General features: G+C 64.2%; 12 protein-coding genes. 7 read left to right on the forward strand and 5 right to left on the reverse strand.

Annotated elements, in window-relative coordinates; translation table 11 throughout:
• Window positions 1-4 precede the first annotated feature (4 nt).
• The 3 genes from IPF49_19885 to IPF49_19895 all read right to left on the reverse strand — a co-directional run bounded on the left by IPF49_19885 (window position 5) and on the right by IPF49_19895 (window position 2,473).
• Complete coding sequence (locus IPF49_19885) at window positions 5-994, reverse strand: AraC family transcriptional regulator ligand-binding domain-containing protein (protein MBK6289850.1); 990 nt, start codon at window positions 992-994, stop codon at window positions 5-7.
• Window positions 995-1,137: 143 nt separating this feature from the next.
• Window positions 1,138-1,440 (reverse strand): hypothetical protein, encoded by a 303-nt coding sequence (locus tag IPF49_19890; GenBank protein MBK6289851.1) that lies wholly within the window; start codon window positions 1,438-1,440, stop codon window positions 1,138-1,140.
• Window positions 1,441-1,504: 64 nt separating this feature from the next.
• Window positions 1,505-2,473 carry an amidohydrolase family protein gene (locus IPF49_19895; GenBank protein MBK6289852.1) on the reverse strand — a complete coding sequence of 323 codons (969 nt, stop codon included), beginning with the start codon at window positions 2,471-2,473 and terminating at the stop codon, window positions 1,505-1,507.
• Window positions 2,474-2,676: 203 nt separating this feature from the next.
• Between IPF49_19895 and IPF49_19900 the strand changes: the two genes are divergently transcribed.
• From IPF49_19900 to IPF49_19915, 4 genes are read left to right on the forward strand one after another with little or no spacing between them, the layout of a single operon-like run.
• Window positions 2,677-3,633, forward strand: a complete 957-nt coding sequence (locus IPF49_19900) for an electron transfer flavoprotein subunit alpha/FixB family protein (GenBank protein ID MBK6289853.1) — start codon at window positions 2,677-2,679, stop codon at window positions 3,631-3,633.
• An 11-nt stretch (window positions 3,634-3,644) separates the two neighbouring features.
• On the forward strand, window positions 3,645-4,085 hold the full coding sequence (locus IPF49_19905) for an OB-fold domain-containing protein (protein ID MBK6289854.1): 441 nt from the start codon (window positions 3,645-3,647) through the stop codon (window positions 4,083-4,085).
• A 1-nt stretch (window position 4,086) separates the two neighbouring features.
• Complete coding sequence (locus IPF49_19910) at window positions 4,087-5,280, forward strand: transporter (protein MBK6289855.1); 1,194 nt, start codon at window positions 4,087-4,089, stop codon at window positions 5,278-5,280.
• A 41-nt stretch (window positions 5,281-5,321) separates the two neighbouring features.
• Entirely contained in the window at window positions 5,322-7,280 is a 1,959-nt protein-coding gene (locus IPF49_19915) for a (Fe-S)-binding protein (protein MBK6289856.1), read from the forward strand.
• A gap of 92 nt (window positions 7,281-7,372) precedes the next feature.
• On the opposite strand, the gene IPF49_19920 is transcribed toward IPF49_19915, so the two are convergent.
• Window positions 7,373-7,987 (reverse strand): SRPBCC family protein, encoded by a 615-nt coding sequence (locus tag IPF49_19920; GenBank protein MBK6289857.1) that lies wholly within the window; start codon window positions 7,985-7,987, stop codon window positions 7,373-7,375.
• Between the two features lie 315 nt (window positions 7,988-8,302).
• On the opposite strand from IPF49_19920, the gene IPF49_19925 reads away from it, so the two are divergent.
• The 3 genes from IPF49_19925 to IPF49_19935 are packed head-to-tail and all read left to right on the forward strand — an operon-like array spanning window position 8,303 to window position 11,706.
• Window positions 8,303-9,475 (forward strand): DUF1214 domain-containing protein, encoded by a 1,173-nt coding sequence (locus tag IPF49_19925; protein ID MBK6289858.1) that lies wholly within the window; start codon window positions 8,303-8,305, stop codon window positions 9,473-9,475.
• Window positions 9,476-9,485: 10 nt separating this feature from the next.
• Window positions 9,486-10,637 carry a sulfotransferase gene (locus tag IPF49_19930; protein MBK6289859.1) on the forward strand — a complete coding sequence of 384 codons (1,152 nt, stop codon included), beginning with the start codon at window positions 9,486-9,488 and terminating at the stop codon, window positions 10,635-10,637.
• Between the two features lie 49 nt (window positions 10,638-10,686).
• Complete coding sequence (locus IPF49_19935; GenBank protein MBK6289860.1) at window positions 10,687-11,706, forward strand: alcohol dehydrogenase catalytic domain-containing protein; 1,020 nt, start codon at window positions 10,687-10,689, stop codon at window positions 11,704-11,706.
• A 150-nt stretch (window positions 11,707-11,856) separates the two neighbouring features.
• Here IPF49_19935 and IPF49_19940 read toward each other — a convergent pair whose 3' ends face one another.
• Window positions 11,857-12,981 carry a dienelactone hydrolase family protein gene (locus IPF49_19940; GenBank protein ID MBK6289861.1) on the reverse strand — a complete coding sequence of 375 codons (1,125 nt, stop codon included), beginning with the start codon at window positions 12,979-12,981 and terminating at the stop codon, window positions 11,857-11,859.
• Window positions 12,982-13,031: the final 50 nt, after the last annotated feature.

The raw sequence follows: 13,031 nt of genomic DNA on the forward strand, positions 1-13,031 counted from the left end.
GAGTTCACTCGTGCGATCGGTAATCGCTGAGCTTGCTGCCGGTCCAACCCTTGAAGGCACGGCGGAAATTGCTGACGCTGTTGTAGCCCAGCATGAAGCCGATCTCCTTCGGGGTCAGCGCGGTGAACTGCAGGTACTGCAGCGCGAGATCACGCCGCGTGTCGTCGAGAATTTCCTGGTAGGTCAGGTTCTCCTTCTGCAGCCGGCGGCGCAGTGTGCGCGATCCCATGCGCAGCCTCGACGCCATCTGCTCCACCTTCGGAAACTCGCCGGGTTTCTCGACCAGCGCCACGCGAATGCGGTTGGCAATATTGTCGGCCTCGGCGAGCTGGTTGGCGTGTGTCTGGCACTGCCGTTCGCAGAGCTTGAATACTTCCTCGTTGGCCAGGCTGATCGGGTCGTTGAGATGCTCGATATCGAAATAGACGATATTGCGCGGCTGATCGAAGAACAGCGGGCAATCGAAACGCCGCTGGTAGGGCGTGATATCGCACGGCTGCGGATAGCTCAGACGCATCTCCAGGATCGGAAACGGGCGGTTGCTGATATTCGAGGCCAGGCTCATGGTCTGGCTGACGAACTCCTCCACGGCGAACGGAAGCAGGTCGCCGAGCGGAAACATCTCGCTGATCTCGGAAAACCACTTGCCGTCACGGATCTCGTTCGTGGTGGTGATCACCCGCTCGTTCAGCGTCGTGTATTTCAGGAACAGCCTGCGCGACTGCTCCAGGGTGGAGGCGGTCAGCGCGGCATATCCAAGTATTCCCAGGTCACTGATCCCGAATTCGGCCCCGAGCGCGATGCCGATGCAGGGATCGTTGCTCAGGCACAGGATGTTGTGGACGATCCTGCGGAAATCGTTCGGTTCCGGATGAAATTTTTCATCGTGGATCTGGGCGCACGACAAGCCGGTGCCGTCGAGGACCTGCTCCGCGCTGAATCCCCGGGGTGCCATCCGCGCGAGATAGAACCCAATCCGATTGCTGACATTCAATGCGCGCGTCGTCATACGGGATCTGGCCGGCAATGGAACCACGCCCGCCAAGGGCCGTTCCGAAAGCCGCAAGGATGCCATCTCTTGGGAGCATGTCAACACTCCCAAGCGGCGTCTTGCGCTGGCCCGGCGTTGAGCCCGTGCTAATCCGACGAGGGCAGCGGCTTGGCCTCCTTCAATGCCATCGGCGCGCCGTCTACCGCCAGCGAGCCGTCGCCGGGCTTAACGCACAGCAGTTCCAGGTCGCCGGCCGCACTGACATAGCGCTTGCCGAGCAGGGTACCGCCACTGCTGTCCGCGGCCGGCGCACCGCCGGCGGGGGGCGTTTCGCTGCTCGCGATCATCGCTGCCCCGCCGCAACTCAGCTGTACATCCACCGCGGGTGCGACGATGACCATCACCTCGGTCTTGCACACCGCGCTGCGCATCCGCGTCCCGGCCTTCAAAGTCGCCATGTCCTCACTCCGTCCTGTTGTGCCACCTGGATCCTGGGCCGGCGAACGCCGGGGCTCAGATTCGCTTCACCGGATCGATGCCGGTGAGCCGCGCGAGGTTCAATCCGAGAATCTTGGCCTTGTCCTCGTTGGTGAGCTGCTGATAACCCCAGTTCTTCTGCAGTTCTTCCGGCATGTCGAGATTGCGGATGTAATCGACCACGCGCTTGGTATCGTCGAACGGCAGGTCGAGACCGAGCACGATCTTGTCGGCCGGCATCCACTGCAGCGCGGTACCGATCACGTGGTAGCCACGATAAGGTGCCCGCTCATACCAGCCGATGATCCCCGAGAGGCTCATGTAGAGATTCGTGTGCTTGCCGCACAGACCGATCAATGCTTCCGTGTCGGGCCAGCCCGCGTGGTAGGCGATGATCTTCAGATCGGGGAATGCGAGCAGCACATCGTCGAGCTGGCGCACATCGCAGTGCGATCCGGGCTGCGGCACCACGTAGGAGTTGCCGGTGTGCACGGTCAGCGGCACACCGAGTTCCTGGGCCTTGGCATAGAACGGCCACAAGCGCTTGTCGTTGATCGGGCCCGCGTCCTCCGGCTGATACATCTTGCACAGCTTGGCGTCACACTCCTTGACCATGTGCTCGAGTTCCCAGATCGCGTGATCCAGGCCGCGGCGGATCACCGGACCGCAGTTCGCCTCGAGGTACATGCGCCCCGGGTAGGGTGCGATCTGCTGCATCATGAAGCCATTGGTCGACATCGACACGGTGCCGCCGGTGATGTCCATCATCGGCTCGCGCAGACAGAAACATACATCGACGCGCGCCTCGTCCATGTACTTGATCAGTTCCTCGGCCAGCGGATGCGGCCATTCTCCCGACAGATCGCGTCCCGACCAGGCACGCATGACGCCGTCGACGCTGGCCCACCACCGCGCCATTCCCGGGTAGTAGCCGATTTCGGACATAGTCTGCGGGTTCATGAAATGGCACTCGGTCAGTGCCACGAAATAATCCTGATCTGCCATGATCGCGTACCTTCTGCTTTGTTGATCGAACGGATTGGAATCCTGCACCAGTTACAGCCACAATACAACGCGCGCGGCGCGCGTGGACTGCCTTGTCCTGAAATGAGATGCTGTCGTCCGGATTTGATCCGCCGCGGGCAGGCAGCAAGTGCATATGCGCAATTAGACTGTGGCCAGGCATCGAAACTGCGGGGAGAGCCGGAATGAGCGTGGTGTTGTGCAGCTGGGGAGAATCCCTCGAGGGCGGAACCGAGGAAACGCTGTCGCTCGCGGGCAGGTTGAGCCGCTCGCAAGGGCAGGATCTCGACTGGCTGGTGATCGGCGGCCTCGGCGAGGCCGCCAGCGCAATTGCGGGCCGGTATGGCGTGGCGCATATCGATCGCATTGCACAGGCGCAGCAAGGCCCCGACGCACTGCTCGCGGCTCTTGCCGACTACTGCGCGCAGTACTCCCCCACCACGATCCTGTTCAACCAGACACCAGCGGCACGCCTGATCGCGCCGCGGCTCGCCGCCCGGCTCGGTGTGCCGGTGGTGATGAACGGCTTCTACGTCGAGGCCCAGGGCAGTGAACTCGAAGTGCGCGCCACGGCCTATGGCGGTGACACCCATGCCGTGTACCGACTGCCTGCTCCGGTCAACGTGGTATCGATCCTGAGCACCACGCTCGGCGCCGAAGCGGCACCCGCGCCAAGCGACCCCGTAACACGCGAGATCACCGTGAGCAGCGGCGCGGTGCAGGAACGCTGGACCGTGGTCGCGAGCGCGCAATCCTCGGGGCCGCGCCTCGAGGATGCCGATGTGATCGTCGCGGGCGGGCGCGGACTCGGCAGCGCCGCCAGCTACGCACTGGTGCGGGAATTCGCCGAACTGCTCGGTGGCATGCACGGCGCCTCGCGCGCGATCGTCGATGACGGCTGGATCGATTCCTCGCGCCAGGTCGGGCTTACCGGCAAGATCACGCGTCCCGGCCTGTACATCGCGGTCGGCATCTCGGGCGCGAGCCAGCACATGGCCGGATGCTCCGCGGCGAAAACGATCGTCGCCATCAACAAGGACCGCGACGCATCGATCTATCGCTACGCACGTTATGGCATCGCGGGTGATTGCCTCGCGGTGATGCCCGAACTGATCAAGCTGGCCAAGGCCGGCAATACCTGAGGGAGACTGCTATGTCCGAAGAAAGAATTCCCTGTATCCCGGGGCTGTTCAGCGAGAATGACGGCGTGGCGCAGATCCACGGTTCACGCTGCGCCAGCTGCCGGACCCCCTATTTCCCCAAATCCGCCGCATGCCACAACCCGGACTGCGGCGAATCGAAAATGGAGGACTGCAGCTTCAGCGGCAGTGGTGTACTGTGGAGCTACTCGGTCGCGAATTTTCCGCCACCGGCGCCGCACAAGTTCGATAAACCCTTCACGCCCTACGCGGTGGGCGTGGCGGACCTGGATTGCGGTCTGCGCGTGGTCGGCCAGATGATCGATCCTCCCGATCAGGTGCGGGTCGGGAGCGGCGTCGAACTGGTGATCGACACGTTGTATCACGAAGACGGCAAGGCATTCACCTCGTGGAAATTCAGACAGATCGCAGCACCTGCGACAAGGAGTCAGTGAGATGCAGGAAGTCACCGTACTGGGTGTCGGTCTTCACCGCTTCGGCAAGACCGGCGACGATATCGTCGCCAACAAGTCCGTAACCGAATTGTGTCGTCACGCCGTCGATGCGGCCCTCGCCGACGCGGGAGTGAAGTGGACGCAGATCCAGGCGGTCTGTGCCGCCAGTTCGCGCTTCTCCGGCGGCAAGGGCTGGGGCTTGAACGGCAACGATGTGGTCGAGGACCTGGGCTCGACGGGCATTCCCGTGTACAACATGTCGGCCGGCTGCGCGGCGGGCGGCAATGCCTTCAACGTGGGCTACTCGATGGTCGCCGGCGGCGTCTATGACATGGTGCTGGTGGTCGGCGGCGAAGTGATGCCCAAGGGCATGATCCAGACCTCGGGAGTCGAGGAAGTCACGGACCCGGAATTCCTGCGCCAGCGCTGCGTCGGCATGCCCGGACCCTCGTTCTGGGCAACCCTGGCACGTCGGCGCATGCACGAATTCGGCACCACCGAGGAACAGCTCGCGAAAGTGACGGTAAAGGCACGCAAATGCTCGGTGCACAATCCCTACGCACGCTTCCAGAAGGAAATCAGCCTGCAGGAAGTGCTCGCCTCGCCCTATGTCAGCAATCCGCTGCGCCTGTTCGAGATCTGCCCGGTGTCCAACGGCGCGGCAGCGGTGGTGATCTGCTCCAGCGCAACCGCCAGGAAGTTCACGACCCATCCGGTGCGTGTCGCATCCAGTACGGTCGCGACGATGCACTTCAGCGATGCACTGCCGCGCGGTCTCGCGGGACCGGTGCCCAACGGACCCAGCCTGCACACCGAGGTGCAGGCCGCAGTGACCCGGGCTTTCGAACAGGCGGGCATCGGTCCCAAGGAACTGAGTCTCACCGAACTTCAGGACAACACCTGCTTCTACGAGCTGGCGTATCCGGAAGAATGGGGGCTGTGCCAGCCCGGCGAAGCGGAACATCTGCTGGAGAGCGGCCAGACCGCCCCGACCGGGAGCATGCCGATCAACCCCTCGGGCGGCTTCGTGTCGTTCGGTGAAGCAACCACCGCCATGGGCGTGTTCCAGATCGTGGAACTCGCCTGGCAGTTGCGCGGCCAGTCGGGTGGCCGGCAGGTGCCGGGTGCCCGGGTGGGACTGGCGCAAACCAATGGTCTCGGCGGTAATGCGACCGCCACGATCCTGAAACGATAGCCAAGGCGCTATACTCGGCGCAAAACAGTCGAGCGTGCGCCATGCCGGAAATGTCTGCCTTCAGCTACCTGCTCCTGGCTCTGTTGCTGGTTGCAGCCCTCGGCAGCCTGGGATTCGGCCTGCGCGGGCATTGGCGGCGCATCGCGCACGGCAAGCCTGCGTGGCCCGCGTTCACCAGCCTCGCGGGTGCGCTGGAGAACATCAACTGGCGCACCTTCCTCACCCGTGGTGTATTGACCTCGCGCCTCAAACAGCGGCGCTGGTCCGGTATCGCGCATGGATTGCTGTTCTGCGGTGCGCTGATCCTGATCTTCGGTCACGCAGTATTCGCGCTCAGTTTTGTCGGTGTGCCGGTCTATGCGGGCTGGTTCGGCTTCCTGGTGATGGAGCTGGGGCGCGAGATCGCCGGGATCATGGTATTTCTCGGGGTGCTGTTCTTCCTGCTGCGTCGCTTCTTTCCGCCCGAACGCCTGGTGGTGGGTCGAACCCGTCAGGGCTTCGAGCGCATGGAAGCGCTCATTTTGCTGATCGTGGTCGCGGGCTATTGCTCCGAGAGCTTTCGTCTCGCGCTGCAACCGGGCAGCGGCGGTGAATTTCTCGGCACGGCACTGTCCGCCGCTCTCGGAAAGCAGCTGGATCCAGACGCACTGTTGTTCGGTTTCAAGCTGCTGTGGTGGCTGCACGGCCTGCTCGGCGTCACGTTCATCGTGCTGATCGCGCGTACGCCGATGGCGCATATGCTGCTCGGGCCGGGCAATTCGGGGCTGGCGAACCGGCGCCCCGGCATCAATCTCGCGCCGATGGACTTCGATGCCGAGGGCGATGTGTCCTTCGGCGCTGCCCGGCTGGCCGACTTGAGCCGCAAGCATCTGCTCGACGCCTCGGCCTGCCTGTGGTGCGGGCGCTGTCATGAGGTCTGTCCGGCGGCGCAGACCGGCAAGGATCTCTCGCCCAAGAAGGTCATGGCGATCTGTGCCGAGTACCTCGCTGAGGACCGCTTCGACGACGCCTCGCTGATCGAGGTGCTGGGCAGCGAGGCAATATTCAACTGCACTACCTGCGCGGCCTGCGTCGAGGTCTGCCCGGTCAGCAACAACCCGGCGGAAATCATCCTCGAGTTCCGCCGCCACTTCGTGATGGAACTGGCCACGATGCCGGACACGATGGCCGCTGCCAACCGCAACCTGGAGTCGCGCGAACATCCCTTTGTCGGAACCGCGGCAAACCAGGCCGACTGGCGCAACGGCCTGGATGTACCGGTGTTCGAGCCCGGCGTCAGCGACTACCTGCTGTGGATCGGCTGCTCGGTGAGTTATGAGCCGCGGGCGCAGGAGACCGCGCGCGCGATGGTGCGCATCCTCGAGGCGGCCGGCATATCCTACGGGATACTGGCGCAATCACGCTGCACCGGTGACCCGGCCAAGATGATGGGCAACGAGATGCAGTTCGTCGAGCTGGCCGAGGCCAACATCCAGGACTTCCGCGAACAGCGGGTGCAGAAGGTGATCACCCTGTGCGCGCACTGCTTCAACAGCTTCGACCGCTATTACCCCGAACTCGGCGCCGACTGGCAGACGATTCCGCACTCGGTGCTGATCGATGAACTGCTGGCCGACGGACGCCTGCGGATCGCCGCCCAGAGCGACGAGAAGATCACGTTTCACGATCCCTGCTATCTCGCGCGGCACAACGGCATCGTCGAGGCCCCGCGCCGCGTGCTGGCGGCCGTGGGCCAGCTGATCGAGATGCCCCGCGCCCGCGAGCAGAGTTTCTGCTGCGGCGCCGGCGGCGGAAATTACTGGGGCGGACAGGGCGGGACGGCGCGCATCAGTGACGTTCGCACCCAGGAAGCGCTGGACACCGGCGCCAACAGGATCGCGACCTCGTGCTCGTTCTGCACCCTGATGCTGACCGCAAGCGCCGGCAAGCACAGCGAGGAACGCAAGGTTTTTGATATCGCCGAACTGGTCGCGGAGCGCATCCGCATCATCGAGAGCTGAGGGTCGCAAGCAGCGCGGGGCGGCAGCGCCACGCTGCTCACCCCGCAAATCAGCCTGTAGGGAAAAGGCGCCGTTCAGTCAGGCGCAGTGATTCAGGAACGTCCCAGCAGGCGCCGGAAAAAGCCGCGTATCGCATCCCAGATCACTTTCCAGACCACCGCGAGCACGTTGATCGAGTCTTCCTTCACCGGCGGCGGAGGCGGCGGCGACACGGGCGTACCGCTGCTGTCAGCCGTGACGGGTGCCGCCGCGGAAGCCGTCTCCAACATGCCTTTCACATTGGCGACAAACTTCTGGATTATCTGCTTCGAAACCCCTTCGATCATGCCGCGGCCCACCTGCACGATACGCCCCGTCAGATCAGTGCTGGATTCGCAGCGCACCTCGGTACTGCCGTCGGGCTGCGCGACCAGGCTGGCGGATATCGTACCGCTCACCGTGCCGCCACCCTTCTCCTTGGCCTCGGCCAGCAGGGTCATCTCACGCGTGCTTTCATCGAGCTTGATGAAGCTCATGGTGCCGTCGTAACTCGCCGTGATGGCCCCTACCCTCAACTTGACAGTGCCGATAAAGCTGCGCTCGTCGATCAGTTGCGTGATCGAGGCGCCCGGCATGCAGCCCGCGAGATTCTCCGGACTCTTCATGAAGCTCCACACCTGCTCGATCGGAGCGGCGACCTGGAACGTTTCCCTGATTTCAATGGCCATCGTGATTCCTGTTCCCTTGTCTTCGGCGATCGTGACAAAAAGACCCCGGTATTGCAAACATGGTAGCGGGCGGCATCGCGCAAATGCGGGTGCGGCTAAATCCGAAACGGCCTAATCGGTATCAGAACATGACATGCCCCCATTGTCGCGCACTCGCATGTGCGGTTATTGTGATGCTCTGGCGAAGGAACCCGCACCCGCGAAAATCCTGTTCGGTTGCGCAGTCGCGGGTGACATCAATGCGACAACGTAATCGTACGCCGACCTCGTTTGTCAATCGTCGAGCGCGGTAGCGCCGTATGCGGAGGTTTCCCGATGAGTTCCACACTGTTGCCCTGGTCCTCCTACGTCGATTTGCTGAAGCCCGCGGAAGATCTGATCGAACTGGGCTTCGATCCGCACAGCGAGCAGTTACGGGCGCAGTTGTATCAGCAACTGCTGATGAATCTCGCGCAGGGCTATTTCATCTATTTCCAGTCCGATGCCGATCACCCCGACTGGGCGCCGTTCCTGAACTCCGTGTTCCTGCTCCAGCCCAACCCCGATGACACCTACCAGCTGGCCCCGGTGCGCGGCGATGCGGTCTACCGGGTGGTCGGCAACCGCGGCACGATCCGGCTGCTGACCTTTTCCACCGGCGCCAACATGATGGGAATGGCCGACGCGCCGGGCAAGAACTTCGGCTACTACGATGCCGATGACCTGGAACTGGGAGCGGACGGCGAATTCGAAGTCATCTTCAGCGCCGAGCGCCCCGCCGGCCATGAAGGCAACTGGCTGCACCTGCATCCGGAATCGGAATTCATCATGGTGCGCAATCGCGGCTATGCATGGGGCGTGGAGCGGGAAGCCAGCCTGGCCATCGAGCGTCTCGGCGCGCCTTCACTGAAGCCCCGACCCACCCCGCAACAGGTCGATGGCCGGGCACGCGCCCTGCTGGGAGGTTTTGTCCGGCGCCTGTCGCGCCTGTGGCTCGACTACCAGAACGCGGTGCTGGCGCGCGGCATGATCAACCAGGTCGAACTCGCGGACTTCGGCGGTGCGGTACCGGCCCAGGCGTACTGGCAGGGTATTTTCCGGCTGGCCCCGGACCAGGCCCTGATCCTGGAGACCACGCTGCCGGCAAAACACAGCTACTGGAACGTGCAGCTCAATGACGAGTTGTGGAACGCAGTGGAGTTCATCTATCGCCAGAGCAGCCTCAATGGTCACCAGGCCCGACTCGATGCCGACGGCCGCTTCCGTGCCGTGATCAGCCTCGAAGACCCGGGTGTGGCCAACTGGCTCGATCCCGGCGGCGCGCTCCAGGGCATGATCATCGGACGCTGGTACCAGGCCGACGCACTGCCGCTTCCGACGCTGAAGGCGGTGCCGTTCAAGGAGTTGCACCAGCACCTGCCGGCGGATACACCGCGGATCGACCCGGAGCAGCGGGCCCTACAGCTGCGCGAGCGCCGCATCGGCGCCCAGCTGCGACGCCGCTGGTGATACGCACACCATGAGTTCGAGCGCCTTTCCCGGGGTCGAGCAATTGCTGGAGCAGGCTGCCGCGGCCTGCGGCCTGGATGACTTCGGCTCGGATTACGAAGAAGGACTGGAAGTCCTGGTGGAGTCGATCCGCACTGATGTCCGCCCGATCCATGCCGGCAATGTGCCGCAGCTCAGCGGGCCGCTGCTGGGTTTGCTGGTCAGCCGCGCCCGTTCCCAGGAAGGGTGGAAGAAGCGCCCCGACTGTCTGCGCCAGCCATTGCGCGCGCCCCTGGTGGTGACCGGCATCCCGCGAACCGGCACCACCGCCCTGCACAAGCTGCTGTCGATGGATTCCCAGTTCCAGGGCCTGGAACAGTGGCTGATCGGCAGCCCGATGCCACGCCCGACCCGGGCAAGCTGGGAAGACAACCCGCTGTTTCTCGCCGCGGTAGCCCAGCAGGAGGCATTTCTCGATGCCGTGCCGGCCATGCGCGCCTCGCACGAGGTGAATGCCGACGAAGTGGATGAATGCCTGAACCTGCTGGCCCAGAGTTTTGTCAGCCATTATCCGGCCACCGGCATTGGCTTGCCGACCTATGACCGCTGGTGGTGGGGGCGCGACGAAACACCCAGCTACCGCCGCTATGCCGACAACCTGCGCCTGATCGGTGCCGATTCACCGGATCAGCGCTGGCTGCTGAAGAACCCGGGCCATATCACCCACCTCGATGCCCTGCTGACGGTATTCCCCGATGCCTGCATCATCCAGACGCATCGCGACCCGGCCGCATGCATACCCTCCCTGTGCGGCGTGATCTGGCCGGCGCGCTGCTTCTTCCATGGGCGCGAGGTGGACGCACGCGAAGTGGGCCCGCGCGAGCTCGAGTTCTGGGCCTGGTCCGCCGAGCGTGCCGAGCAGCTCAGGAGGCGCCGGCCCGAACGGTTTTTCGATGTCCGTTTCGCCGACTTCCAGCGTCAGCCGATGGCCGTGGTCGATGCCATCTTTCGGCATTTCAGCCTCGAGCTGAGTCCGCAGGCCGAACAGCAGATGAAGCAGTGGCTCGCCGCCAACCCCCGGCACAAGCACGGCCGTCACGAGTACAGCGCGGAACAGTACGGCCTCAGTACATCGGGCATCCATGAACGCTTTGCCGGATACATGGCACAGCACCAGCTTTGAGCATTGCCGACCGACCGCGATCGACCATCCAGCCCGGAGGAAAGCGCAAATGAAAGCAGCCGTATTCAAGGGCCCCGGCCAACCCCTGGTCATCGAGGATCGGCCGGAGCCGGTGCCGCAAGCCGGAGAAGTGCTGATCCGGGTGAGCCTGGCCGGTATTTGCGGCAGCGATCTGCAGATGAGCTCCGGCGAGGGTCAGCAACTGCCCGAGGACAGCATCATCGGCCACGAGTTCTGCGGTGAGGTCGTGGCCCTGGGTGCGGGCGTGCGGAATATCCGGCTCGGCGAACGCGTCGCACCGATCCCCTTCATCGGCTGCGGCAATTGTGCCGCCTGCCATCGCGGGCAGCCCCATCGCTGCCCCACCGCGCAGATCGATGTCGTGGCCGGCTTCTGCGAGTTTTCCCGGGTAGGCGCCAGTGACTGCGTGGTCCTGCCGCCGCCGGTGACGGATGAAGAAGGTGCCCTGATCGAACCCCTGGCAGTGGGTCTGCAGGGGGTGCGCAAGGCCGCGTTGGCGGTGGGTTCGAGGGTGCTGGTGACCGGCGCCGGACCGATTGGCCTGTCGGCTGCGTTCTGGGCCCAGCGCCTCGGGGCGAGCCGTGTCGCGGTGATGGCCAGCTCGGGGCGTCGCAGCGCGATTGCGCTGGCAATGGGTGCCACCCATTTCATTGCCCGGCGCGAGCTGAGCGACCCGGCGGCGGCCATCGAGGAAGCCCTCGGCGGGCAGCCCGACGTGGTATTCGAGGCCGTGGGCAAGCCCGGCGCGATCAGCGAAGCCATCGGCTACGTGAAACCCATGGGAACCGTCGTGTCCCTGGGATTCTGCGCCGGTCCCGACAGTTTCATCCCGGCTGTTGCGCTGTGGAAGGAAGTACGCCTGCTGTTCTCGATGTGCTATGACAGGCAGGACTTCCAGTACGCCACAGACGTGATGGCCGCCGGCGATCACCGCCCGCGGGCGATGATCACTTCCACCATCAGCCTCGATGAACTGCCACGCAGATTCGAAGAGCTGCGCGGGGCCACCGCGGATTGCAAGGTTATGGTCAGGCCCTGGGGCGCCTGATCGTGGGGATCTGACAGGGCACAGCGCGACAGGAACATCGCCAAGCTCGACCCGACACTTTTACGGATCCCCGGTGACCAGCAGCAGGGCGCAGGCGGCAATCGCCACAGCCCGCCATCGAAGGGCGGTGCAAGCCGCGTGTGTCCGGCCTCAGCCCGCGGCGCGCGGCACGGCGTCACCGGTGGCGAAATTCCTCGCCAGGAAATCCAGCAGCAGCTCGTAGCCCCGGCGTGTCGATTCCTCGTCATGGCCCACGATATAGCCGTATTGCAGGCAGTCCTCGTAGGCTCCGCCGCTGGTGATCCGCGCGGCGATGCGCTCGAAACGACTGGCCCCGGCCCGGATATCGGTGATGTGCTTGCCGTCGAGGTAAGCGAAGCCCTTGGCGTCGTAATCGAGTTCGCAACCACGCAGATAGGGATTGTCCCTGAGCATTCGCGGAGCCGTGTTTTCCCAGGCATGGCCGGCGCCGGGGAACACGTGGGGCTGTACCACGACACCCAGCGCCGCCAGCTCCCGTTCACGTGCGGCGCAGGCAGCCAGATCGTTGGAGGCATCGTCGGTGCCGCGCAGGGTCAGCAACGGCACCGCTCGCGCACGCGTGGTGTCCAGCTTCTGGAAACAGGGGCCGTAGAAGTCCGCATACAGCGCGAAACCCGGCAGCTCCGGCACCAGCGCCTCGCGAAAACGCTCGTCGATGGCGAAGCGCGCCGCCATGCCGCCGTAGGAAAAGCCCATCAGCCCGATGCGTCGCGGATCGATGCGCGTGCTGGTCGAAAGCAGTTTCAGTGCCGCGTAAGCATCGGTGACGATGTCGAACTCGGTCACGTTCGAGGTGCGCACCAGGTAAGGGAAATCCGGCGTCATGCCACGCGGCAGGTAGTACTCGAGCACGAAGGACGCGATGCCGTTGCGCATCAGCAGCTCGGCGTATTCCCGCTCGCGTCCCGGCGAAATGCCGCCGCTGCCGGGCAGGATGATCATCGCCGGCACCGGGTGCTGCGCACTGGCCGCCTCGGGCACCGTGAGGTATCCGAGACCCGTGGTGGGCGTGGCACCCTTCATCCCGTCCAGCACCACGTCCAGATCGAAGGGCGAGGCGCTGGGGAAATGGATCTCGCCGCCGGCAGCGTCGGAAAGCACGCTCACCGTATCCGGTGGATGCGGGAATTCCGGCAGGTACCAGCCGATCAGCACACCCTGCACCGTGCGCGACTGCAGCAGCAGCATGAGCAGGACGACGATGCCGAGCGCAGTGACAAGAAACTTCTTCATCGGATTTTCCAGCGTGGCGGGACAGCGCTATTTTCTCCCTTTCATGCCCT

This window comes from Gammaproteobacteria bacterium (assembly GCA_016705365.1).
Lineage (GTDB): Bacteria > Pseudomonadota > Gammaproteobacteria > Pseudomonadales > UBA5518 > UBA5518.

Coding starts and splice junctions, on each gene's coding strand:
- IPF49_19895 (MBK6289852.1), bottom strand. CDS start 2,473: ATGGCAGATCAGGATTATTTCGTGGCACTGACCGAGTGCCATTTCATG.
- IPF49_19900 (MBK6289853.1), top strand. CDS start 2,677: ATGAGCGTGGTGTTGTGCAGCTGGGGAGAATCCCTCGAGGGCGGAACC.
- IPF49_19905 (MBK6289854.1), top strand. CDS start 3,645: ATGTCCGAAGAAAGAATTCCCTGTATCCCGGGGCTGTTCAGCGAGAAT.
- IPF49_19910 (MBK6289855.1), top strand. CDS start 4,087: ATGCAGGAAGTCACCGTACTGGGTGTCGGTCTTCACCGCTTCGGCAAG.
- IPF49_19915 (MBK6289856.1), top strand. CDS start 5,322: ATGCCGGAAATGTCTGCCTTCAGCTACCTGCTCCTGGCTCTGTTGCTG.
- IPF49_19920 (MBK6289857.1), bottom strand. CDS start 7,987: ATGGCCATTGAAATCAGGGAAACGTTCCAGGTCGCCGCTCCGATCGAG.
- IPF49_19925 (MBK6289858.1), top strand. CDS start 8,303: ATGAGTTCCACACTGTTGCCCTGGTCCTCCTACGTCGATTTGCTGAAG.
- IPF49_19930 (MBK6289859.1), top strand. CDS start 9,486: ATGAGTTCGAGCGCCTTTCCCGGGGTCGAGCAATTGCTGGAGCAGGCT.
- IPF49_19935 (MBK6289860.1), top strand. CDS start 10,687: ATGAAAGCAGCCGTATTCAAGGGCCCCGGCCAACCCCTGGTCATCGAG.
- IPF49_19940 (MBK6289861.1), bottom strand. CDS start 12,981: ATGAAGAAGTTTCTTGTCACTGCGCTCGGCATCGTCGTCCTGCTCATG.